The following is a 23,523-nucleotide window of genomic DNA, read 5'->3' on the forward strand; positions in this document are numbered from 1 at the left end:
TATCCCCGGGTGGTCGCAATGTCAGGTGTCCCGGCGGCGCTCGAGTAGCACACTGTCGTGCCAGACGCCGTCGATCTGCGCGAGGCGTTGCCGCACCCCGACCGTCCGGTAGCCGACCGCGTGGTGCAGTGCGATGGACCCGGTGTTCATGGCCAGCACCGACGCGCCGCGAGGACACGGGGGACAGGGCCGCCCACCCGGCGACCGTTCCGTCCACCTCGACCACCCACCGGTGGCCGTCCAGCCAGCGCGCGTCCAGTTCCGACTGCGTCGGGGTCTCGGTATCGAAAGTGGCTAGCCCGCCGACGATGCCCTCCGAATAGATTCGGAGCACCAACCCCCAGTCCCTCGCTTCGAGCCGGCGCACGGTGATCGGCGAAATCGTAGAAGTATCGCCATGAAGTGCTGTTTCGGGGCGAATGTACCTTCGGGCGCCTCGGCAGCGCCGACGGGTACATTCGCCCGGCGAGGTCGGGAGCTCACTGTCGTAGCCGGATCCACGTCGTCTTCAGTCCGGTGTACTTGTCCAACGCGTGTACGGAGAGGTCACGGCCGAACCCGGACTGTTTGAACCCGCCGAACGGGGTCTGCGCGCTGATGGCGTCGACGGTGTTGACGGAGACGGTTCCCGCCCGCAGTGCCGCGGAGACGCGGTGCGCCCGGTTCAGGTTCTCGGTCCACACCGAGGCGGCCAGCCCGTAGATGCTGTCGTTGCCCATCCGGACGGCGTCGGCCTCGTCGGTGAACGTCTGGACGGTGAGGACGGGTCCGAACACCTCCTGGGTCACCACCTCGGCCGTGGGTGCGAGGTCCGCGAAGATCGTCGGTTCGACGAAGGATCCGCGGCCGTCGACGGTGGTCCTGTTGCCGCCCAGCAACACCCGGCCGTCGGACCGGGCGCGGTCGATGAACCCCGCCACGGTGCGAGCGTGGTTCTCGTCGACGATCGCGCCCAGCGTGGAGGCGGGATCGAGCGGATTGCCGGGGCGGATCGACGACGCCCGGCGGACGAGGGCCTCGGTCACCTGTTCGGCCACCGACTCCTCGACCAGCAACCGGGAGTTGGCCGAGCACACCGCACCCTGGTTGTAGAACGCACCGAAGACGGCTTTCTCCACCGCGTCGTCGAGGTCGGCGTCCGCGAAGACCAGGTTGGGACTCTTGCCTCCGCATTCGAGCCAGACCTGCTTCAGATTCGAGTCCGCCGCATACCGGAGGAACCGTTTCCCGGTCTCGGTCGAGCCGGTGAAGGCGACTACGTCGATGTCGGGATGCAGGCCCAGCGCCGCCCCGGCGGTGGCGCCGAGCCCCGGGACGACACCCAGGACGCCATCGGGCAGCCCCGCCTCGGCGGCGAGCTCGGCCAGCCGGAGCACCGACAGCGGAGCCTGCTCGGCGGGTTTGAGGACGACACTGTTGCCGGCCGCGAGGGCCGGCGCCAGTTTCCACACCGCGAGGTCGAGGGGGAAGTTCCACGGGACCACCGCCCCGACGACCCCGAGGGGTTCACGGGAGACGAGCGCGAGACTCCCGGGATCGGTGGGCGCGATCTCCCCGCCGATCTTGTCGAGGGCCTCGGCGTAGAACCTGAAAAGCTCGGCGGCCGAGGGGACGTCGACGGTCAGCGCCTCCACCACGAGCTTGCCCATGTCGAGGGAGTCGAGCAGGGCGAGCTCGTGCCGGTGTTCGAGGATCAGCTCGGCGAGCCGGAGCAGGACCCGCTTGCGGTGGGACGCCGGGCTCCGCGACCAGACGCCCGAGTCGAACGCCTCGCGCGCAGACCGTACCGCGGCGTCGACGTCCGGGGCGTCGGCGGCCGCCACCCGTGCCAGCAGCTCACCGGTGGCCGGGTTGATCGAGTCGAACGTCTCGTCCGACTTGGCGGGACGGAACGCGCCGTCGATGAAAAGCTCCCGGCGCAGCGTGATCGTCGCGGCGAGCCGGGTCCAGTCGGCGAGTGTGGTCGGATCAGGCATCGTCATCCCTCGGGCTCGAAAGTGGTGGTGTGCGATCAGGGAACATAGATGGCGAACTGTTTGAGCAGGGGCTCGTCGACGCGGTACTCGCCGCGCCACCCCTTGGTCAGGGTGAACGCGTCGCCGGGTCCGAAGGTGTGTGCGACGCCGTCGTCCGCTGTCAACGTCACCGAACCCTCCAGCACCCGGGTGTATTCGTCGCCCGGGTACGACTCGATGTACTCGCGATACGGCTCCGCACGCCACGAGCCGATGGTGAACTTCTCGTCCCCGCTGCTCAGGTGGACCATTTCGTGTTCCTTCGGATCGCCTGCCTGGAGCGTGTCCGCGGTGACGTAGGCGCTGGGTGTCATCGCCGCGATGTTCCGGGCGTCGGTCGGGATCGGGTGCACTGCGGTCATGGTGTTCCTCAGTTCTGTGCGGTGGCGAGCGGGGCGACGGAGAATTTCTCGACGGGTTCGATGGACAGTCCGGTGACTTCGCGTCGGAAGGCGACCGGACCCGGGGCGGGTGGTTCGTCCAGTTCCTCGGCGTACCGGTGCCCGGACCAGACCGCCGCCGCGATGGTGGACGGCGCCCAGGCGTCGCCGATGCCGCGGACACTGCGCAGGTCGGCGTCGGCCCATTCGGATTCGCGGGACTGCAGTTCGTGGAACAACCCGTCGTGCGGGAGTCGGGCGGTGACGAGGACGACGCTGTCCGCGTCGACGAACTGCTCGTCGCCGGTGAACGCGCACACGGTGCGCACGCCCTGGGGGGTGACCGCGGTGACGGCGCGGTTGACCTGAACGTGCACGCCGGCCTTGATGATTCGCTTGCGGATTCGGACCACCTCCATGGTGTTCGTCGTCCATTGCGACACGTGCGCGGCCGGGGTGATCAGGGTGACGTCGAATCCCTCCTTCGCGAGGAGTTCGGCGACGACCGCGCCGAGGTAGTAGTGGTCGTCGTCGAAGAGCACGACCTTGTTGCCCCGGGGGCGGAGCCCCGCCATCACGTCGTCGGGGGTCAGGACGTCGGCGTGCTCGTCGACGGGAACGGCGTGGGTGTGCCACCGGCCGACGCCGTCGCGGCGCCAGTGCGAGCCCGTGGCGACGACCACGTGATGGAAGTCGTTCTCGATGACGTCGTCCGCGGTCATCTCGCTCTCCATGAACACGTCGACGTCGGGGAGCTTGCGGAGTTGCTGTTCGCGGTAGTCGACCACGCGGATCCACGCGGACAGGCCGGGCAGCTTGGACTCGCGGGTCACACGGCCGCCGAGTTGCCTGCTCGCCTCGGCGAGGCTGACGTGGTAGCCGCGTTGCCCGAGCGCGCGCGCCGCCTCGAGTCCGGCGGGGCCGGCGCCGACCACGAGGACGTTCGAATCGGTCGAGCGGACCTTGATCCGCTCCGGGTGCCAGCAGCGCCGGAACTCCTCGCCCATCGTCGGGTTCTGGGTGCAGCGGATCGGGGACATCGTGAAGTCACCGGACACGCAGATGTTGCAACCGATGCACTCCCGGATGTCCTCGAGGTTGCCCTCCTCGATCTTGCGGGGAAGGTACGGGTCTGCGATCGAGGGGCGGGCCGCCCCGATGAAGTCGAGGATGCCGCTCTTGACCTGGTGCAGCATCGTGTCGGGCGAGGTGAAGCGGCCGACGCCGACGACGGGTTTCGTGGTGAGTCGCTTCAGCCCGCGGACATACGGTTCCTGCTCCGCCTCGGGACCGAACCGCGAGGTGACGGAGTCGTCCTCCCAGCTGCCCAGCACGAAGTCCCACAGATCGGGGGTCTCGCCGAGCAGGCCGATCACGTCCTCGATCTCGCTGCGGGTGATCCCTTCGTCGCCGAGGAGTTCGTCGACCGAGATGCGGCACGCCACGGCGGCCTTCCCGTCGGCGACCTCACGCGAATCCTCGAGGATCTCGCGGAGCAGGCGAACCCGGTTGGTCAGGCTGCCGCCGTACTCGTCCGACCGGTTGTTGTAGCGGCGGGACAGGAAGTGGTGCAGGCCGCCGATCGCGTGCCCGGCGTACACGTAGACGATGTCGTATTCGGCCTTCAGCGACCGGCGCACCGCCTCCTTGTGCCAGTGCCGGAGGTCGGCGATGTCCGACTTGGTCATCGCCCTGGCCTGGACGGGGTCGTAGTTCCAGGAGACGACGGGCAGATTCTGCGGGCCGAGTGGGGTCTCGCGGCTGATCAGGTTGGGGCTGTTCAGGCCGTTGTGGGCGAGTTCGATGCCTGCGAGGGAGCCGCCCTCGTGAATCTTCTCGGAGATCCGGGTCAGGGCGGGCAGGTCCTGGTCGTCCCACAGGCGTAGTTCGATGAACGGGCCGATGTCCGAGGTGGGGTGGATCTCGACCTGCTCGGTGCAGACGACGGCCCAGCCGCCCTCGGCCTTGACGCGCCGCATGTACGCCTCCCCGGAGGGGTCGCGGTAGCCCATGCCGTTGCAGTGCGGGACTTGGAAGAATCTGTTGCGGGCGGTGACCGGTCCGATCTTGACCGGTTCGAAAAGGATGTCGTATCGCGGATCACGCACGGTGGGTTCCTCACGCTGTTCGGGTTCGTGCAGTGCCAGAATCGTCGGTCCGCCCGACCACAACAGTCAACAGGATCTTTCCGTGCCACTGCATCAGTTATTCAGATGCCAACCCGGCGGCCTCCGCATCTGGAGAACTGATGCAGTACCCCGGATCTTTGTGCTGTACAGATTTGCCGGGTGCGGACGACAGTAGTGACCGGCATCACTGCAACGAGAGAGACGTCATGACCACAGATTCGACCGCAGCCGCTGAAACAGGGTGCATCTTCGGCGCCGCCGACATGGTGGAGGGGCGGACCGTCTACCGCGCCGACTGAAACCGGCCGACTGAAAACCGGCAGCGCGCAAGCACATTCCCATCGGCTCCAGCAACGAGGTACATCGATGAGCGACAACACCCCCACCGCCCTGGCGGACGAACAGACGCAACATCTCCAGAAGTCACTCGGCCGTTTCGACATCGTCTTCCTCATCGTCGCGGCGGTCGTGTCGGTCGAGGTTCTCGGTCAGGTCTCCACCTTCGGCGCGGAGACATTCACCTGGGCATTGGTTCTCGCGGTGTTCTTCCTGCTGCCGTACGGCCTTATCTTCGCCGAGATCGGCAGCACGTTCACCGGCGAGGGCGGTGTGTACGTGTGGGTCCGGAGAGCGTTCGGCCGGCCCCTCGCCGCCCTCGCATCGCTGCTGACGTGGGTGACCCAGCCCGTGTGGGTCGGCGGGTCCATGGCGTTCATCGCCGCGGAGACCTGGAACCACTACGTCACCGCGTTCGAGGAAGGATCGGTGACGGACTACCTGTTCAAACTCGTCTTCATCTGGCTGACGGTGCTCGCGGCCGTCGTGAGTCTGGCCCGCGGCAAATGGATTCCGACGGTCGGTGCGTTCCTCAAGATCGTCTTCCTGCTGTTCTTCCTCGTCACCACCGGCATCTACGCCGCGAAGAACGGATTCGCCGGCATCTCGGCGGGCGACTTCAGCCCCACCCTGACCGGGCTCCTCGGCGTGACGCCGCTGCTGCTGTTCTCCTACCTCGGGTTCGAATCCGGAAACAGCGCCGCCGGGGAGATGAAGAACCCCGCCCGCGACGTCCCGATCTCGATCGCCCGCGCCTGCGCCATCGCCGCCGCGTCCTACCTGCTGCCGATCTTCGCCATCCTGCTCGTCGTCCCCGCAGACGACATCACCGGTGTCGGCGGACTTCTCGAGGCGGTCGCGACCGTGTACAGCGTCTACGGTCCCGCCGCACCCGCCATGCTCACCGTGACCGGGGTGATCTTCGCGGTCATCCTGATGACCCAGGGCGCGGCGTGGATGATCATCAGCGACCGCATGCAGGCCATGGCCGCGGCCGACGGCGCGTTCTTCGGCGGGTTCTTCGGCCGCTTCCATCCGCGTCTCGGAACGCCGGTGCGCGTCAACTTCCTGTCCGGACTCGTCGCCACCGTCTTCATGATCGCGGCCATGCAGATCACCGGCTCCGGTGGTTCCATTTTCGCGGTCGTGCTCACCATCTCGATCTCGACGTTCCTGCTCAGCTACCTGATCGTCATCCCTTCGGCGGTCCGCCTGCGCACACGATTCCCGGACGTCGTGCGGCCCTTCCGGGTTCCCACCGCAAACGCGGGCTTCCGCGTGCTCGGCATCCTCTGCTTCGCATGGGTGCTGCTCGGCTCCTGGGTGGCCGTCTTCCCCGGAACCCTGGAATCGGTGTTCGGCCTGGACTACGACTTCGAGGAGATCTGGGGAGTGAGCCAGGGGACGTTCGAACTGTTCACCCTCGGAACGCTGGCCGTGCTCGCGCTCCTCGGCGCCGTCGGATACGTGCGCGGCAAGTCCGTGCGGTCCGCGAGCGGCCCGCGCCCCGCCCGGGAGGACGGCCCCGGATCGGAGCAGGACCCCGACCTCGTGAAGGCAGACATCCGCTGACGGTGTCGCGGGTGGCTCCCCGGTCGGAGACCTGCGATCCTGGTGGCCTCAGATCCCGAGGAGAGCGCATGCAACGACGACCCGACGTGACGTTCACCCAGCTCAGGTATTTCGTCGAGGCCGCGAACTTCTCCAGCATGACGAAGGCAGCCGACGAACTGATGGTCGCGCAGTCGGCGGTCTCCTCGGCGATCTCCCAACTCGAGCACCAGATCGGCACTCAGCTCTTCATCCGGCAACGGTCCCGCGGACTGGTCCTCACCGCGGCGGGGGAGGAGATGCTCCGCGACACCCGCAGCGTCCTCGCCCACCTCGGTGAGGTTCTCGACGCGGCCCGCGGCCACGAGGACAACGTCCGGGGAACGGTGCGCCTGGCCTGCTTCGTCACCCTCACCCCGTTCATCCTCCCGACACTGATCTCGGACCTGCGTGATCAGCACCCCGACCTGGAGGTCGAGGTCGTCGAGACGCAGGCGGAGGCGGTGCGGGCGGCGCTGCGCAACGGCACCGCGGAACTGGCCCTGACGTACGACCTCGCGCTGGGCGACGACATGGAGACGGAGACGCTCGGGGTCGCCCGACCGCACGTCATCCTTCCGCCCGACCACCGGCTCGCCGGCCACGACGCGATCACGCTCGCCGAGCTCGAAGGCGAACCCATGGTGTTGCTGGACCTGCCGAGCAGCCGCGACTACTTCCTGGCGATGCTGTCCGCCGCGGGGGTCACGCCGGTGGTCCGGTACCGGTCCGCAAGCTACGAAACGGTGCGCGGGCTCGTCGCCCGCGGCCACGGCTTCTCGATCCTCAACCAGCGGCCCGCCGAGGGCCGGACCTACGACGGCGGACGCGTCGCGACGCTGCCGATCGCCGACGACGTTCCCGGCCTGCCCGTGGTGCTCGCCCGGCTGAAGGGTGTGCGGAGCACGGCGCGGGCCCGGGCCGTCGCCGAACGGGCGCGGGCGGTGTTCGCGAAACAGGCCGGTTCGGGCCGTTAGAACGGCCACCCCATCTGGGCGTCGCGGTCGGCGCCGAAGGCGTGATCGACACGGTCGAGGACGTCGGGGTCCGCAGCCTGCAGCCGGTTCGCGGCCGCGAACGTGCGTGCCCGGTGGGCGCCGAGATACAGGCTGCCCAGCACGTCCAGGTCGAGCACCACCTGCGGGGCGGAGTCGGTCGGGGTGCACATCGCGGTGCCGTCCCGCACGGTCAGCGCGAACCGCCCACCGGCGTCCAGGAATCCGTCGTCGACCTGGATCACGACGTCGATGTCTGTTCGGTACCTGCGGGCCTCGAGCGCGGCGGGCACGTCCATGATCCGGACCCACAGCTCGTCGTGGCGCGAGGTGGTGCGCACCAGCCGGCCGTCGGTCAGCAGATACGGCAGCGGGTCCTCGGGGGTGAGGTGCGCCTCGATGCGGCGCACGAGGTCCAGGCCGAGCAGTGCCCGCCACAACGCCGCGTGCGCGTCCCGCGTGACCGTGCGGATCTCCTCCACCCGGGCGACGGTTCCGTTGTCGCCGGACACGCGACGGTAGAGCACGTAACCGTCGTCGTGCACGAGCCCGAACAGGCTTGTGCCGCCGCCGCGCTCGCTCTCGCGGTCGGCGAAGATCCGATTCCACACGATCCCGGGCCGGACCTGCGCCCCCGGGGTCACCCGTTGCCAGCGGTCGTAGAGGTCGGTGAACGCCACCCGGGCCTCCGCGGGATGGACCATCCGCACACCACCCGGGTCCGGTGCCTTCGGGTGCGGCACGGCGAACCGGCGGTCGATGCTCGACGTGGTCTCGACGGTCGCGGGTCCGTACCCGAAGCGTCCGTAGATCCCGCCCTCGCTGGCCGTGAGGAGTGACAGCGGGACACCCGACGTCCGGATGCGGGCGTGATGTTCGGCGTAGAGCGCGCGCAGGAGGCCGCGGCGTCGATGGGTGGGCGCGACCGTCACCGCGGTGACACCCGCCGCGGGAACGCCTTCGCCACCGGGAACGGTGACGGTCATGGGGATGTCCATGGTGGCGCCGACCACCGAGTCCTCGTCGAGCGCGATGATCGGCGGCGCGCCGCTGACGAGTTGCTTCCAGTGGGCGGTGAACTCCTCGGTCTGCGGTGTCACGAAGCAGATCTCGTTGAGCAGGGTGATCTTCGGCCAGTCCTGTTCGGTCGCCGTTCTGATCGTGATGCCGGCGGTGGTCGTCGTCATGTCCCGACACTGGCACACCCCACGTGGACTCGCAGCCGAATTTCGGCGTCCGACCTTGACCCGGTGCGTGTCTTCGGAGAGTCTGAGACCTTGCCGACCGGTGAGGGGGTGACGTCACGGTGTCGAGTGACCACACCTCGTCCGCACCTCGCCGAACGCTCCGGCTGCGCCGGGAGTCCTGGGGATTCGTCATCGGCTCCTTCCTGTTCGGGATGGCGGCCACGCGGGTGTACGGGCAGGCGGTCGGCCCCGAGATCGACAACATCACCTACTTCGTCGGGTCGCTGTTCTTCACCACCGCCGGATTCATCCAGTTGCGGCTCAGCGGCAGGCCGGTGCCCGGGGAGGAATCCGCGACGGTCGAACGCTACGACTGGTGGGCGGCGCTGATCCAGTTCGTCGGCACCCTGCTGTTCAACGTGAGTACCGGGGTCGTGCTGATCCAGAGCCTCACCGTCGAAGAGGACCGGGTGTGGGGGTGGCGTCCCGACCTCTTCGGGTCGACGGCGTTCCTCGTCGCCAGCGGTCTGGCGGTGGTGGCCACCACCGAAACCGACAAGCTGTGGGATCCGCATGCCCGCAACTGGCGCAGCACCTGGCTGAACATGATCGGGTCGATAGCGTTCGGGGTGTCCGCGGTGGGCGCGTACATCGTGCCCGGCACCGACGCGCTGAAGAACGCGACGATCGCCGATCTGGGCACGTTCGTGGGAGCCGTCTGCTTCCTCGTGGCCGCACTGCTGATGCGCCCGCCTCACCCCAGGTATTCGCCGAACCAGGCGAGGACACGTTCGTAGGCCTCGGCTGCCGCGGTCGCGTTGTAGCGGGGCCCGGTGTCGTTGAAGAACGCGTGATCGGCGCCCGGAACCGTGACGATCTCGTGCGGTAGCCTCGCCTTCGCGAGTGCGGCGGCCGCGGCGTCGCGGGACGCGTTCACCCGGGCGTCCAATTCCGCGTACAGGGCGAGGACCGCGGCCTTCGACCCGGAGAAGTCGGCGCCCTCGGGCAGGGGACCGTAGAAGGGGACCGCCGCCGCCAGCCGCGGCTCTCCGGACGCGAGGAGTCGCCACACCATCCCGCCGCCGAAGCAGAACCCCACCGCCGCCATCTTCTCGTCCGGCACCCGACGCCCGAGTTCGTCGATCCCGGCCTTCATGTCGGCGACGAAGCGTGCCGGCGGCACGGTGGCCAGCGCGGCGGTGGCCTGCGCTTGATCGGTGAACGTCGCGGTCCCGCCCTCTTCCGAGAGCAGGTCGAGGGCGAGCGCGGAGTAACCGGAACCCGCGAATCGTCCCGCCACCGAACGAATGTGGTCGGTGAGGCCCTTGTTCTCGTGTATGACGAGGACCGTTCCGCGGGGCGCGGCGGCGTCGGCCCACGCGCCCTGCAGGACCCGGCCGTCCGGGCCGGGGAACGTGACCGCTTCGGTCTCGACTGCCTCGGCCGCTCCCGGTCGCGGCGGCGTCGCCCCGCCCGGCGTCACCGGCGCCGAGGTCGGCGACTCGTCGCTGTCGGTGGCGCACGCGGCGAGCAGCGAGGACGCCGCCGCCACGCCGAGGCCGATGAGTCCGAGTCTTCGCAACGCCTCCCGGCGGGACAGCAGCCCGTCGGCATGGTCGATCGCGATCTCTTCGGCGATATAGCGTTGCAGTGGCGTCATGATCGTCCCCGTCCGCATCGGCTGATGTAGGGAATTATCCCTGGTCGAAGCCGTGATCGGCATCGGTTCCCACTTCATCACTTTTCCTTATGCAGTGCGCCACTTATCTGTGTTGTACAGATTTCGCCGGGCACCTCAAGATTGGTGCAACGGCACGAACTCCTCGCTCACCGCACACAGAAAGGAGCCCGTCATGCCGATCGCTGACCGTCACGCCGCCGTCGAAACGACGGCCCGAACATCGGTGGCCGCACCGATGCCGGACAGCTCGACCGTCAACTTCGTCGCGGCCATGGGCGCCGTCGCCACCGGAGTCACCGTCGTCGCGACCGACGGCCCCGGCGGGCGCGCCGCGCAGACCGTGAGCGCGATGTGCTCCGTCTCGGCCGACCCGGCGCTGGTGCTGGTCTGCCTGCACGGACGAAGCCCGGTCAACGACGCGATCTCCGAGAACGGCGTCTTCTGCGTCAATGTGCTTGCCACCCAGCACGATCACGTCGCCGACACCTTCGCCGGCCGCCCCTGGCCCGGCAAGCAGCGGTGGGACTTCACCTGCGGGCACTGGACCGTGGCCGAATCCGGCTCACCCCGCGTCCACGACGCGATCGCGTCGTTCGACTGCACCGTCCACGACGTCATCGAGGCCGGCACCCACCGCGTCTACATCGGGCGCGTCGCCGCCGTGGAGGCGCACCCCGGTGAACCGCTCGTGTACGCCTCCCACACCTACAGCAAGCCCGCAGCGTTCGAACCTTCCACCTTCCCCGACTACCCGGACGCACACCCCGCGCCGAGGACCAGGAGCACGAAATGATCCGCACCGGAGACGAATACAGGGAGTCCATCAGGGACGGCCGCGAGGTCTGGGTCGACGGGGAACGCGTCAAGGACGTGGCCAACCATCCCATGTTCAAGCCGATCGTCGACGTGCGGGCACGCATCTACGACCTCGCACACGACGAGGCCACGCAGGACGCGATGACCTACGTCGATCCCGAATCCGGCGAACGCAACGCCATCGCCAACAAGCTTCCCCGCACGCAGCAGGACTGGCTCGACAAGCGCGCCGCCGTCGACCTGGTACTCGAGGACACCCGGGGCGTGGTCACCCGCGTCGGTGACGAGACCATCGGTGAGATGTGGTCGCTGTTCGACGGCCAGGACGTCCTCAACGAGGTGGACCCGCGATTCTCGGAGAACATCCGCCGCCACCTGGACCGGTCGGTCCGGGAGGACCCGTTCCACGTGTCGGCGAACACCGACCCCAAGGGCGACCGGTCCAAGGCGCCGCAAGATCAGGACCCCGACATGCTCCTGCACGTCGTGAAGGAGACCGACAACGGCATCGTCGTGCGCGGCGCGAAGTACGAGACCGCCGCCGCCTACTCCAACCAGGCGTTCACCAAACCCACCATCGCCAACTGGGGCAACAGCGAACTGTCCGACTACGCCGTCGGATTCGTGCTCGACATGGGTGCGCCGGGGCTGAAGTACATCTCCCGCAACGGGTTCGCCGGCCGTGCGCCGTCCGCCGACTACCCGCTCGCCAACCGCGTCGACGAGGTCGAGTCCCTCGTCGTGTTCGACAACGTCGAGATCCCCTGGGAAGGCGTGCTGTTCTACCGGCACACTCGGGCGGCCACGTTCATCCGCTCCACCCTGCACCGCTACAGCGCATTCCCGTTCGTGCAACGCACCCTGCACCTCGCCGATCTGATGATCGGATCCGCACTCTGGAACGTCAAGCAGAGCGGGCTCGAGAAGCAGCAGGCGGTGCAGGAGAAGCTCGCTCAGCTCGCCTGCTACCGGGAGACGATCAACGCCCACCTCACCGCGGCCATCTCCCTCGCCGAGCCCAGCCCCGGCGGCCTGCTCATGCCCAACCAGTCCCTGCTCTACACCGGCCGGGTGATGGCGCTCAGCCAGCTGCCCGCGATGATGCACATCGCCCGCGAGCTGTGCGGCGGCCAGATCTGCATCACCCCGGACGCCGCCACGTTCGCCGACCCCGACGTCGCGCCGTGGCTGGAGAAGTTCTACTCCATCAACGACAACTGGGTGGCCGACGACCGTCGCAAGCTCCTCGCGTTCGCCCGCGACCTGCTCAACAGCGATTACGCGGGACATCGCCTGACGTTCCAGCTCTTCGCCCAGTCGCCGCCTTTCGCGCAGCTCGCCGCCGTCTACCGCAACTTCGACTTCGACGGTCCGCTCGGGCTGGTCAAGGCCGCAGCGGGACTGTCGGACAACGTCGACGGAGGTGCGGCATGACCACCCACACCCGCATCCGCTCGTTCAACACCCGCGACACGTACCCGGAACAGAACCTCGACAACGACCTCGCCCAGGCCGTCGTCGCCGGCGGAGTCGTGTATCTCCGCGGGCAGATCGGACAGGACCTCGACACCCGGGAGTCGGTGGGAATCGGCGACGTCGAGGCCCAGGCCGAGAAGGCGATGGCGAACATCGCGATGCTGCTGAAGGAATCGGGCAGCCGGCTGGAGGACGTCGTCAAGGTCACCATCTACCTGGTGGACGTCCGGTACCGCGAGACCGTCTACCGAGTGGTCGGACGCTGGCTGAAGGGCGTGCACCCGGTGTCCACCGGCATCGTCGTCGACGCCCTCGCCCGGCCCGAATGGCTCGTCGAGATCGACGCGACGGCCGTGATCAGCTCATGACGTTCTCACTCGTCGCCCGTGATCCCGGGGGCGCGTTCGGGATGGTCGTCTGCTCCTCGAGCCCCGCCGTGGCCGCACGCTGCCTGCACGTGCGGTCCGGGGTCGGCGTCGTCGCCTCCCAGAACGTGACCAACCCGCAGCTGGGGCCGATCGGTCTCGACGCACTCGCCTCGGGTGCGAACGCGGAGACCGCACTGAAAACCGCACTCGCGCAGGAGAAGTTCCCGGACTACCGCCAGGTCGTCATCGTCGATGCGGACGGCGGCACCGCGGTGCACTCGGGCGCGCAGACGCTGGGCATCCACAGCAGCGCGCAGGGCAACGGCGCCGCCGTCGCCGGCAACATGCTTCGCGACGAAGGCGTCATCCGGTCGCTGCTGTTCGGCTACGTGTCGAGTACCGCCCCGACGTTCGAGGGCAGACTGCTCGACGGACTCACCGCGGCCGTCACCGCGGGCGGGGAGGCGGGGCCCGTGCACTCGGCGGGAGTCCAGGTGGTCGAGGACGTGCCCTGGCCCGTCACCGATCTGCGCGTCGACTGGCACGACGACCCGGTCGGCGAACTGCGCCGGCTGTGGACGGTGTGGGAACCGCAGAAGCGGGACTACCGGGTGCGCGGTGTCGACCCGACGGCCGCCCCGTCCTACGGCGTGCCGGGGGACCTGTGAGCGCCGACGCCGCGGTTCGTGACGGAGCCAGGAGGGCGGAAGACCGGATCCTGGCTCTGTCGCACGACCTCCACGCCCACCCCGAGGTCGCGTGGGAGGAGGAACGCTCGTGCGTCCGGGTGGCCGGGGTGCTTTCGGACGCCGGTTTCACGGTCGAGCAGCAGTACGTCGGACTGCCCACTGCGTTCCGCGCACACGTCGGCTCCGGACCGCTGCACCTCGCGGTCTGCGCGGAATACGACGCGCTCCCCGGGCTCGGACACGCGTGCGGGCACAACGTCATCTCCGCCATCTCGGTGGGGACGGCGTTGGCCCTCGCCCCGCTGGTCGACGACCTCGGCATCACCCTGTCGGTGCTCGGCACCCCCGCCGAGGAAGGCGGGGGCGGCAAGATCGACATGCTGAAACGCGGTGCGTTCGAGGGCGTCCATGCCGCCGTCATGGCCCACCCCGGCCCGGTCGACGTCGCCCGGGCCGAACCGTACGCGGTGTCCCACAGCCACATCCGGTACGACGGCAAGGCGGCACACGCCGCGGCGTACCCCGAACGGGGTGTCAACGCGGCCGACGCGTTCACGGTGGCGCAGGTCGCCATCGGGCTGCTCCGCCAACAGCTTCCGTCGAGCACGCGAGTGCACGGAATGATGACCCGCGGGGGAGAGGCGCCCAACGCCATTCCCCAGCGCACCGAAGGTCGCTGGTACGTGCGCGCGGAGACGCTGGAGGAACTGGCCCGCATCGAGCCCCGCGTGGCCCGCTGCTTCGAGGCCGGCGCCGTCGCAACCGGCTGTGAACTGACCATCGCCCCGGAAAGCGAACCGTACTCGGAGTTCCGCACCGACGAGGCGCTGCTCGCGTCGTACGTCCGGCACGCGGAGGGACTGGGCCGCGTGTTCCGCACCGGCGCGGACTCGCTGATGAACCGGGCCTCCACCGACATGGGCAACGTCTCGCAGGTGATTCCCGCGATCCACCCCTATATCGGAATCGACTCGGCGCCCGCGGTCAACCATCAGGCCGAGTTCGCCGCGGCCAGCGCCGCGCCCGCTGCAGACCGGGCGGCCGTCGACGGCGCGCTGGCCCTCGCCCTGACACTGCTCGACGCCTGCGGCTCCGCCGCCCGTGAGTACTTGTTAACCGCCCGACGTTAAGAAGTACTCACGGGTGGGGCAAAGAATTCGAGCGCGATGTTGTCGGGGTCACGGAACGAGATGCCCGAACCGTAGTGCGCTGTCTTGATGCCCCCGTGCTCGATGCCGAGGGCATCGAGCCGCTCCACCCACCGGGGCAGTGTGTCGGGGGAACACTGGAACGCGATGTGGTCGAGTCCGACCTGCCGTTCGTCGAATCGTGCGGGAGCGCCGGCGTCGGGGTGCGTGTGCAGGCCGAAGAGCATGCCGCCGTCGAGCGCGAACACCGTGTGGTGGAAGGTCCCCGATTCCTCGTCCTCGTCGAGGACGGGGGCCGATCCGAACAGTGCGGTGTACCAGGCGGTGCTGGCCGGTAGGTCGGACACGGTGATCGCGACGTGGGTGAGGCCCGGGAAATTGGACATCTGCGACAACTCTCTCTCCGGCGGAACGGTCTCTTTTTTCGACCCTAACGAGCAGGCACCGCCGGGTGGTGGACAACGGCGAATCCTGCCCGAGCGGACAGGGGCGGTCGCCACGCAGACCGCCCGAGCCTGTAACAGGCTCGGGCGGTGCGGTGTTCGGGGACTACTGCCGGGCGGGCACAGGTGTGGCGCCGGAGGTGGTCTTCGCTCCGGTCGAGCCGCGCCGCGCGAGGAGCAGGTAGATGGGCCCGGTCACCACCAGCCCGGCGACCCAGGACAGGTCGGCGCCGCCGAGGAACGCGGACACGGGCCCCGTGTAGAGGGACGTGGCCATGAACGGAATCTGGACGACGATGCCGAGCAGGTAGGCGGTGACGGCCGTCCAGTTGAAGCGGCCGTAGATGCCGCCGTCGAAGCGGAAGATCGACTCGAGGTCGTAGACGCCCTTGTGGATGAGGTAGAAGTCGATGAGGTTGATCGCCGTCCACGGCACCAGCACGACGAGAAGCACGACCACCAGATCGACGAAGTGCGACACGAAGTCGGCCGACAGCGCGATGGCGACGACGGAGGCCGCGACGAGGATGATCGTCGAGAGGATCACCCGGGCGCGGGCGGTCGGAATCCAGCGGGCGCGGAATGTCTGGACGGACGTAATGATGGCGAGGACGGCGCCGTACAGGTTCAGCGCGTTGTGGCTGATGACGCTGAGCAGGAACAGCACCAGCATGATGCTGCCGAGGCTTCCCGTCGTCGCCTTGACGCCGTCCATGGTGCCCATGCCGATCGGTGCGGCGAGCGTGACGACCGCACCGAACGCGAAGGCGAGGAACGAGCCGAGGGTGCAGCCGAGGTATGTCGCCCAGAACGTCGACGGCACGCCGACGTCCTTGGGGAGGTACCGCGAGTAGTCGGACACGTAGGGCGCGAACGCGATCTGCCAGAGCGCGCCGAGTGACACGGTGGCCAGCCAACCGGCGAAGTTGAAGTCGCCCCGCGTGAGGAAGTCCGACGGCAGGTCGCCGGTGAGGATGGCGAAGAAGCCCACCAGGATTCCGATTCCGAGGACCCAGGTTCCGATGCGGTTGAGGATGTGGATCAACCGGTAGCCGATGACGCAGATGACGGCGGAGCCGAGAGCGCCGGCCACGATCCCCACGTCCACGGGTATGCCGTTCACGATCCCGTGCATCGACTGGCCGGCCAGGACGATGTTCGACGAGAAGAAGCCGAGATACATCACGGCGGCGATCACCACGATGATGAGCGCCCCGAACGTGCCGAACTGTCCGCGGCTCTGGATCATCTGGGGGATCCCCATCTGGGGTCCCTGCGCCGAATGCAACGCCATCAGGGCGCCCCCGGCGAGATGTCCGACGACGAATGCGACGAGGCTCCACCACAGCGAGAGTCCGAACAGGCTGGGGCCGAGGGCACCGGTCACGATCGGTAGCGGGGCGAGGTTGCCGCCGAACCACAGCGTGAACAGATCGCGAACCTTGCCGTGGCGATCGGATTCCGGGACGAACCCGATGGTGTGCTTCTCCAGCATCGGGGCGACGTGGGTGTCGGGCATCAATCCTCCGAACGGCGCAAGTGCGCCACTTCTAGGTCGAGTAGTGGAGACCACAATGGTCGGAGGCAGTGAATCTGTACAGAACAACTAACTGATGTGTTGCATCACTTATTCTGATTCAGCAGGTCGGACTAGCCTGGGTCGATGCGTACCGTGGGAGTCGACCTGGCGGCCGAACCGAAGAAGACCGCCCTGGCGATCATCGACTGGTCCGGCGGTGTGGCCCGCGTCGAGTCCGTCCGGCTGGGAGCCGGGAACGACGCCGTGATCGAGGCCGTGCTGGCGTGCGACAGGACCGGTATCGATGCACCGTTCGGCTGGCCCGACGCGTTCGTCCGGATGGTGTCCGAGCACCACGCCGGCCGACTGTCCGCGGCCAACGGTCTCGCCAACCGCGACGGGCGTCGACCGCTGACCAAGCGGCGCACCGACCTCGTGGTGCAAGCCGCGACGGGGATATCCCCGCTCAGTGTGTCGGCCGATCTCATCGCGCACGTCGCGTTACGCTGCGCCGGAATCCTCGCGGAACTCGGTGACCTCGGCGTCGATGTCGGACGCGTCGACGGCCGCGTGGTCGAGGCGTATCCGGCGGCCGCGCTGCGCACCTGGGGCCTGGTGTCGCGCGGATACAAGAGCGCGCAGAATCGGGTGACGCTGGGGGAGTTGGTCGACGCGCTCCTGGCGGCCGCGGACTGGATGGATCTCGGTGCATTCCAGCCGATCTGCCGCGAATCGGACGATGCTCTCGACGCCGTGCTGGCCGCCGTCATCGCGCGGGCAGCGGCCGTCGGCTGCACAGCGCTACCCGAGGGCGACGACCGCGCCATTGCCGAACGGGAGGGGTGGATCCACGTGCCGACGGGAGGCCTGCAGGCGTTGCGGCCCTAGCGGCGGATTCCTGTGACTGCGCTGGTAGACCGACCGCGGCGACGCCCTCGGGTGAAACCTGGCAAATTGGACACCACACGCACCGTGCGTGGGCACACGAAGAAGGAGTCCAATGGCTTTCTGGGATCAGCTGAAGGCAAAGGCGTTCGAGATGAACGGCCAGCTCAAGACCAAGACGGCACAGTTCCAGAACAAGGAGTTCGCCAACGCCAGCATGGCCATGTGCGCCCTCATCGCCGCGGCGGACGGGACCATCGACCCGTCCGAGCGTCAGAAGACTGCGGCGCTGATCACCAGCAACGAGGCGCTGAGTGTGTTCCCGTCGGACGAGCTGAGCCAGAAGTTCGACTGGTACTGCAGCAAGCTGCAGTCCGATTTCGAGTTCGGCAAGATCGAGGCCACCGCCACCATCGCGAAGCTGAAGTCCAAGCAGGATCAGGCACGTGCCGTCATCCAGATCGGCATCGTCATCGGTGGCGCCGACGGCAACTTCGACCAGCACGAGCGAAACGTGGTGCGCGACGCCTGTTTCGCCGTCGGCATCGCTCCGGCGGAATTCGAACTCTGAGGTGATCGGTGACGCGCCCGGCTCAGGGGCGCGTCACCGACGCTCAGTAGGCCGTGATGATCGGCGCCGGGTTCCACATGCCCGAACGCTGAATCCGGGTGGTGTCGATCTCCGCGGTCTTCGCGTCGGGGTCGAGCGGGGAGTACTGCTCCACTCCGCCCCAGTCACGGTCCCAGTCGTCCCTCAGGTACGACGGTATGGTGCGGCTCGCCCGGGTCATCTCGATCCAGCCCAGCGGGCCTCCGCCGTACCGGTCCTGCCACAGGCTGGTCATGATCGCGCCGGGACGGTCGGGGAGGATCCGGTATTCGGGCGCCTCCGCGACACCCGTGCGGTGGTCGAACGGTCGCTGGCACGGAAATGCAAGTCCCACAGCCCAGTCGATCATCACGGGCGAGTCGGATCCGATCACGTCGTTCAGTGTCTGCGTCCGGGGAACACGCGGCGGCGTCACCGCCAGCCACTGCTGCGGATCACTGTCCGAATCCGACGCCACGAGTCGGATGACATCCGAATCGTCCGGCAGGGAATCGAGCGGGACGCGCAGATTCCGCCAGGACGGTGCCGGGCCGATATCGATCGGCGTCACGCGTCCCGACACCGCGACCGCGCCGTCCGGTTGTGCGGTGCCGTACTCCACCTCGAGGTTCTGCCCGTAGGTGACGACGCCGTCCGCGTCGACGGAGCGGATGCGGCCCGCTGCGGCGATGGAGACGATGTCACCCGCCCCCGCGTCCGATTCGGGGTTCGGCAACCGGTACCAGCCCGTGGTCAGTGACGCGTCGCCGTCGCTGCCGTCGCTGCCGAGGACGGGCGTGCGGTCGGGGTCGAGGCCGAACGGCAGAGCCACGGCGCTGCCGTTGACACCCACCGCGCCGGCGCCGCCGCCGGTGCCCGCGGCGTTGCTCGACGCCGTCTGCTCGGTGTTGTCGGTCTTGACGGAGTTGGCGACGCCCGCATCCGACGATTCCTCGTCGGCACTGAGGTCGCCGGCGACGCCGTTCGGCGTGAAGCCGACGGTGCCCGTACCCGCGAGAGCGGTCGCGGCGTCACCGGACAGTGGTTGCAGCAGCGACGCGTTCGGATCGGTTTCGAGCAGGACGTCGTTGGCGAGACCGCACGGTGCGCCGGTGACGGCATCGACATTGGAGCGGGCGAGGGAGAACGCGGGGTACTGCGCGACCGCGCCCTTCGCCATCGACAGCACCTCGAACAGCACCATCGCGGCGGCCGCCACCGTCAACGGCGGAATCGCCCACAACCGGCGTCGCCGCACGGATTCGGTCCGGGTGTAGGGCTCGCGGAAGTAGCACCACGCCGCGATCAGCAGCATCACCAGCGTGGCGCCGAGCAGGATGGTGCCCGCACCGAGGCCGGCGATCGACACCGGCTTGTCCCACCACGGGACGCTGTAGCTGGACACGTACCACCACCCGTTGGTGCTGGTGAAGCACATCGCCAGCAGGAACAGCACGGCGGCCGCGAACAGGGCGCGGTTGCGCGGCGAGCGCACCACGGCGGTGCTCACCGCCACGGACGCCAGGACGGCGAGCGACCCCGCGAGGCCGGCGTAGATGCCGAAGTGATGCGTCCACTTGGTGGGCGTGAACATCATCAACCCCATCGCGGCGAGCGTGATGCCGATGAGCCGCCGCGACGGTCCGGCCGCCGTCCCGGGAATCCGGCCGCCCTTGCGGAGCATCACGAAAACCGTCACGGCCAGGCTCAGCACCATCACGAACACGCCGAACCGGCGCGACAGCGAACCGTCGACGGAGATGTTCAGCAGGTACTGGTAGCGGAGGTATTCGTCGAACCAGGGGACGTTGGGGCCGATCGCGTGAACGTGCTGCATCTCCATGACGGCGGCGAGGGTCTGGTCGGCGAACACCGCCACCAGGATCACGGTCCCCGACGCGACGAGCGGAGCCAGCAATGCGATGTATCCGACCGTCTTGGCCCGCGCGATCACGATCTGCAGGATCGGCCGGGCGCCCGCGACCAGGGCGCCGAAACAGATCAACCCGGACGGGCCCGCGGTCAGCGTGGCCGCACCGACCAGAATCGCCACCGCGGCGGGCAGCAGTCGCCGGGTCGCGACGGCACGTTCCACCGAGCACCACGTGAGCAGCACGCCCACCGCGACGATCGGCTCGGGCCGCAGACCGTTGTTGTACGGAAGCCAGAACGCGAGGAACACCAGTCCGCCGGTCCACAGCGCGAGCCGGTTGCCCCGGACCGCGGCGCCGAGTCGCGGTGCGACTTCACGGCTGATCACCAGCCACGCGACGACGCCGGCGAGCAGCGCGGGCAGACGCACGAACGGGCTCGCCGGGGTGATGTTCGCCAGCACCGCGAGGACGTCGTAATACGGAGACCCGAACGGCGCCTCCGGGACGCCGTACCAGCGGAAGTAATTGGCCATGTAGCCCGCCGCCGCGGACGTGCGGGCCATGTTGAACTGATAGCCGTCGTCGGAGGTGGAGGCGCCGATGAAGTGCCACAGCACCAGCGTGCCGATGACGACGGCGTCGACGACCCCGAACGACCACCAGCGGGTGGGAAGGAATCGTCGTGCCCGGCGCCCGTCCACGTTGTCGAGACGGTGCAGCGCCACCAGCGCCAGAATCGTCGCGAGCGCGCCCACCACCATGGCGACGAACTTGAGGGTCGAGGGCGTCGACGAAAAGCGGCTGTCGATCTGGGCCGTCACCTGCAGTCCGTCGGGCGCCGCACCGTCGAGGTCGCTGAAGATGCCCACCATCTGCGGGCGGAGGTCGCCGTCGACGACGGTCGGTGCGTCCTGGCCCGCCGCGACGAAACCGGCGCTGGTCCGCGTGGAATCCGACGACACCACGAGCGCGCAGTCTGCGGGTAGCTGGTCCAGCGGCGACGACAGCAGCACCTTGTTCCGCAACAGCACCTCGACGCCGGCGGGACCGTCCGGGGTCGCGGGATTCACCCTGGCGACCAGTCCATACCTCCCGGCGTCGGCGGCGCCCGCGGGGGCGGTGGAGGTCAGGATCCCGCCGCGGTCGGCGAGTTCACCGACCGCCGAACAGGGGATCTGCACGTCGAGGCTCAGCGGCGCGTAGGTGACGAGCGGTGCCTCGACGCTTCCGGTGCTGCCGTTCTGCGGCCAGGTGAGGGTCGCGCTGTCCTGCTCGACCGGAAGGAACGGGAGCGACAACGTGAGCAGCACTCCGACGACGGAGGCGATGATCGCGAGAAGGCGGGCGGAGCGGACCGACTGATCGAGGCGAGACGACTGGGGCGGGGTCCCGATCGGCGACTCGTCCGAGTCGTCTCTGGACACTTTCGCCGATTCCAGCCTGCTGTCAGTCACGACGTCGGATAGTACCCATCCGCGCCAATTGTTAGCGAAGGCAAGAACAGGCCCGGTCGGAGGGCCGGCCGCCCCGGCGGATCACATGTGGAAGTGCTTCAGGATCCGCGACCGGCGCTCCGCTCGGGTGAGGAGATGGTGGTGGTGCCGCGGACCGCGGCGGTGCCGAACCTCGGAATGCACTTCGCGAATGATCTCGAACATGCCTCCGCCTTCCTCCGACGCGAGCCGATAGCCCGACGGTAGGCCGCGAACAGGGTGAGCCGACTCACCCGGGGCGGGTGAACCAGGTCACCCGATCACGGGCTGTACCGACAGCTGTTTCACGCCGGTCTGCGAACAGCCGGTGGTGGGGTAGGGGAGGAATACCGACCCGGTGTCGTCGGGTGGGTACACCCGGAATCCCGCTACCGGAGTGGGGCCACACGTCTCGGCGGGATAGTTCTGCACCACCGTGGCACGCACCGCTGCGGTGGCCCGTGCGCCCGGGGCGACCGTCACCGGTTTCTCGGTGCCGCCGTCCCGATCGGCCGCGGCACCTACCTGCGGACCGTCCGGGGCGGCGACGTACGAGACCCCCGGGTATCCGTGGAGAACGCAGCTGCGGGTGCCGGTGTTGGTGAAGACGAGCGGGATCTCCTGAGATCCGGCGGCCCCACTCGCCTGTCCGAGCGTCACCTGCAGTTCGCCGATCAGGCAGCGGTCGGGGTGCGGTGCGGTCGTCTCGGTGGGCGCGGATCTCGTGAAGGTGATGTCACGCGAGGGTTCGGCGGTCCCCGTGTCGTCCGTCGAGCCGCACGCCGAGGCGGTGAGCACGGCGGCGATTCCGAGTACGCCGAGAAGGGTGCGTGCCGGTGACTGCGTGCGCATCTGATCGCTCCTCTTCGCCGATGTGCTGCCGTACGTCGATGGTCCGCGATCGGTGCCGTCCCGGTGCGTGGTTCGGGGAGATCTCATTCGCCCTTGCCGGAGGAATCCGGTCGTAGGCTGCGGGGCGCAGGTGGTCGCCGAGGGCACCGCCGACGACGTCGATCGCGCCGCGAAGGCCGCGCGAGCAGCCTTCCCCGCATGGTCCGCGCTCAGCGGCAAGGAACGTGGCGAGTACCTCCAGGAAGCGGCTGCCCTGATCCAGGAGCGCCTCGACGACTTCACCGCCCTGATGTCCCGCGACATGGGCATGCCGCTGGGATTCGCGAAGCCCATCCAGATCGGCATGCCGCTCGCGAACCTCGCTGCGTTCGCCGAACTGGCCGCCACCTCCGACTTCGACGCCCACGAGGTGGGCAACTCCCTGATCGTGCGCGAGCCGATCGGTGTCGTCGGGGCGATCACCCCGTGGAATTTTCCGCTCCACCAGGTGATGCTCAAGGTCGGCGGTGCCCTGGCCGCGGGATGCACCGTTGTGCTCGAGCCGACCGAGGTGGCACCGCTCACCACGTACGCGCTCGCCGACATCTTCGACGAAATCGGTCTGCCGGCAGGCGTGTTCAGCCTCGTCAGCGGATTCGGGCCCGTTGTGGGCGAGGCGATCGCCGGACATCCCGAGGTGGTCGCCAAGGAGGAGATCTTCGGCCCCGTCCTGTCGATCATCGGGTACCGGGACGAGGACGACGCGGTGCGGATCGCCAACGCAACGGAGTACGGACTCGCCGCCGGCATCTGGTCCGGGGACCAGGACCGCGCCGACCGCGTCGCGCGACCAGTTGCGCGCCGGCCAGGTCGAGGTGAACGGCGGGAGGTTCGACACCAACGCCCCGTTCGGCGGGTACAAGCAGTTCGGCATCGGCCGCGAGGCCGGCGTCCTCGGCTTCGAGGAGTTCCTCGAGATCAAGTCGATCCAGCGGTAGGCGGCTTCGCCGCCCGTGCGCCTTTTTGGTAGTGACTGCTACCAAAAAGGCGCACGGGCGCGGAGCGCAATTGGCCTCACGCTGAACCGAATCGGTGACTCC

21 protein-coding genes and 1 pseudogene are annotated in these 23,523 nt (G+C 68.5%); 11 read left to right on the forward strand and 11 right to left on the reverse strand.

The features are described 5' to 3' along the window. Window positions 1-21 precede the first annotated feature (21 nt). The 4 genes from QM806_RS09120 to QM806_RS09135 form a co-directional block, all read right to left on the reverse strand. The gene (locus QM806_RS09120; protein ID WP_257237506.1) at window positions 22-150 is read right to left on the reverse strand and encodes a GNAT family N-acetyltransferase; all 129 of its coding nucleotides are present in this window, start codon (window positions 148-150) and stop codon (window positions 22-24) included. Between the two features lie 329 nt (window positions 151-479). Then, entirely contained in the window at window positions 480-1,976 is a 1,497-nt protein-coding gene (locus tag QM806_RS09125) for an aldehyde dehydrogenase (protein WP_210461095.1), read from the reverse strand. A gap of 35 nt (window positions 1,977-2,011) precedes the next feature. Beyond that, window positions 2,012-2,377, reverse strand: a complete 366-nt coding sequence (locus QM806_RS09130; RefSeq protein ID WP_005571269.1) for a cupin domain-containing protein — start codon at window positions 2,375-2,377, stop codon at window positions 2,012-2,014. Between the two features lie 8 nt (window positions 2,378-2,385). Next, on the reverse strand, window positions 2,386-4,503 hold the full coding sequence (locus QM806_RS09135) for an oxidoreductase (RefSeq protein ID WP_043792376.1): 2,118 nt from the start codon (window positions 4,501-4,503) through the stop codon (window positions 2,386-2,388). Between the two features lie 387 nt (window positions 4,504-4,890). On the opposite strand from QM806_RS09135, the gene QM806_RS09140 reads away from it, so the two are divergent. Both QM806_RS09140 and QM806_RS09145 read left to right on the forward strand, forming a co-directional pair. Beyond that, entirely contained in the window at window positions 4,891-6,432 is a 1,542-nt protein-coding gene (locus QM806_RS09140) for an APC family permease (protein ID WP_005571271.1), read from the forward strand. A 68-nt stretch (window positions 6,433-6,500) separates the two neighbouring features. Next, window positions 6,501-7,427 (forward strand): LysR family transcriptional regulator, encoded by a 927-nt coding sequence (locus tag QM806_RS09145; RefSeq protein ID WP_005254006.1) that lies wholly within the window; start codon window positions 6,501-6,503, stop codon window positions 7,425-7,427. On the opposite strand, the gene QM806_RS09150 is transcribed toward QM806_RS09145, so the two are convergent. Next, entirely contained in the window at window positions 7,424-8,632 is a 1,209-nt protein-coding gene (locus tag QM806_RS09150; RefSeq protein ID WP_283291128.1) for an enhanced intracellular survival protein Eis, read from the reverse strand. The two genes, QM806_RS09145 and QM806_RS09150, sit on opposite strands and share 4 nt — an antisense overlap. 119 nt (window positions 8,633-8,751) lie before the next feature. Between QM806_RS09150 and QM806_RS09155 the strand changes: the two genes are divergently transcribed. Further along, window positions 8,752-9,429: a YrhK family protein gene (locus QM806_RS09155; RefSeq protein WP_005571273.1), complete on the forward strand. Its 678-nt coding sequence runs from the start codon at window positions 8,752-8,754 to the stop codon at window positions 9,427-9,429. On the opposite strand, the gene QM806_RS09160 is transcribed toward QM806_RS09155, so the two are convergent. Beyond that, window positions 9,387-10,292, reverse strand: coding sequence for a dienelactone hydrolase family protein (locus tag QM806_RS09160; protein WP_283291130.1), 906 nt, complete (start codon window positions 10,290-10,292; stop codon window positions 9,387-9,389). The genes QM806_RS09155 and QM806_RS09160 overlap by 43 nt on opposite strands. 193 nt (window positions 10,293-10,485) lie before the next feature. Here QM806_RS09160 and QM806_RS09165 point away from each other — a divergent pair, with 193 nt between their 5' ends. From QM806_RS09165 to QM806_RS09185, 5 genes are read left to right on the forward strand one after another with little or no spacing between them, the layout of a single operon-like run. Next, window positions 10,486-11,106 carry a flavin reductase family protein gene (locus tag QM806_RS09165; protein WP_005254010.1) on the forward strand — a complete coding sequence of 207 codons (621 nt, stop codon included), beginning with the start codon at window positions 10,486-10,488 and terminating at the stop codon, window positions 11,104-11,106. After that, complete coding sequence (locus QM806_RS09170; RefSeq protein WP_005571278.1) at window positions 11,103-12,563, forward strand: 4-hydroxyphenylacetate 3-hydroxylase family protein; 1,461 nt, start codon at window positions 11,103-11,105, stop codon at window positions 12,561-12,563. Before QM806_RS09165 ends, QM806_RS09170 begins: the two co-directional genes overlap by 4 nt. Beyond that, entirely contained in the window at window positions 12,560-12,973 is a 414-nt protein-coding gene (locus QM806_RS09175; protein ID WP_005571280.1) for a RidA family protein, read from the forward strand. Before QM806_RS09170 ends, QM806_RS09175 begins: the two co-directional genes overlap by 4 nt. After that, window positions 12,970-13,641 (forward strand): DUF1028 domain-containing protein, encoded by a 672-nt coding sequence (locus QM806_RS09180; protein ID WP_005571282.1) that lies wholly within the window; start codon window positions 12,970-12,972, stop codon window positions 13,639-13,641. The genes QM806_RS09175 and QM806_RS09180 overlap by 4 nt, the downstream gene beginning before the upstream one ends. Further along, window positions 13,638-14,792, forward strand: coding sequence for a M20 family metallopeptidase (locus QM806_RS09185; protein ID WP_005571283.1), 1,155 nt, complete (start codon window positions 13,638-13,640; stop codon window positions 14,790-14,792). Before QM806_RS09180 ends, QM806_RS09185 begins: the two co-directional genes overlap by 4 nt. Here QM806_RS09185 and QM806_RS09190 read toward each other — a convergent pair. Together QM806_RS09190 and QM806_RS09195 are read right to left on the reverse strand one after the other, a co-directional pair. Beyond that, window positions 14,789-15,196, reverse strand: coding sequence for a VOC family protein (locus tag QM806_RS09190; protein WP_005571286.1), 408 nt, complete (start codon window positions 15,194-15,196; stop codon window positions 14,789-14,791). The two genes, QM806_RS09185 and QM806_RS09190, sit on opposite strands and share 4 nt — an antisense overlap. Before the next feature lie 163 nt (window positions 15,197-15,359). Then, window positions 15,360-16,772, reverse strand: coding sequence for a purine-cytosine permease family protein (locus tag QM806_RS09195; RefSeq protein ID WP_005571287.1), 1,413 nt, complete (start codon window positions 16,770-16,772; stop codon window positions 15,360-15,362). 144 nt (window positions 16,773-16,916) lie between these two features. On the opposite strand from QM806_RS09195, the gene QM806_RS09200 reads away from it, so the two are divergent. Both QM806_RS09200 and QM806_RS09205 read left to right on the forward strand, forming a co-directional pair. Then, window positions 16,917-17,660, forward strand: a complete 744-nt coding sequence (locus QM806_RS09200; RefSeq protein ID WP_043792373.1) for a DUF429 domain-containing protein — start codon at window positions 16,917-16,919, stop codon at window positions 17,658-17,660. Window positions 17,661-17,772: 112 nt separating this feature from the next. Continuing rightward, on the forward strand, window positions 17,773-18,228 hold the full coding sequence (locus QM806_RS09205) for a tellurite resistance TerB family protein (RefSeq protein ID WP_005254018.1): 456 nt from the start codon (window positions 17,773-17,775) through the stop codon (window positions 18,226-18,228). Window positions 18,229-18,271: 43 nt separating this feature from the next. Here QM806_RS09205 and QM806_RS09210 read toward each other — a convergent pair whose 3' ends face one another. The 3 genes from QM806_RS09210 to QM806_RS09220 all read right to left on the reverse strand — a co-directional run bounded on the left by QM806_RS09210 (window position 18,272) and on the right by QM806_RS09220 (window position 22,444). After that, complete coding sequence (locus tag QM806_RS09210) at window positions 18,272-21,544, reverse strand: arabinosyltransferase domain-containing protein (RefSeq protein ID WP_005571291.1); 3,273 nt, start codon at window positions 21,542-21,544, stop codon at window positions 18,272-18,274. Between the two features lie 111 nt (window positions 21,545-21,655). Then, window positions 21,656-21,778 (reverse strand): hypothetical protein, encoded by a 123-nt coding sequence (locus QM806_RS09215; protein WP_257014924.1) that lies wholly within the window; start codon window positions 21,776-21,778, stop codon window positions 21,656-21,658. An 87-nt stretch (window positions 21,779-21,865) separates the two neighbouring features. Beyond that, complete coding sequence (locus tag QM806_RS09220; protein ID WP_005254020.1) at window positions 21,866-22,444, reverse strand: DUF4232 domain-containing protein; 579 nt, start codon at window positions 22,442-22,444, stop codon at window positions 21,866-21,868. 22 nt (window positions 22,445-22,466) lie between these two features. Here QM806_RS09220 and QM806_RS09225 point away from each other — a divergent pair. Further along, a pseudogene (locus QM806_RS09225) lies at window positions 22,467-23,421 on the forward strand (aldehyde dehydrogenase family protein). The last annotated feature ends 102 nt before the right edge of the window (window positions 23,422-23,523 follow it).

The organism is Rhodococcus sp. IEGM 1351 (assembly GCF_030056875.1).
Lineage (GTDB): Bacteria > Actinomycetota > Actinomycetes > Mycobacteriales > Mycobacteriaceae > Rhodococcus_F > Rhodococcus_F opacus.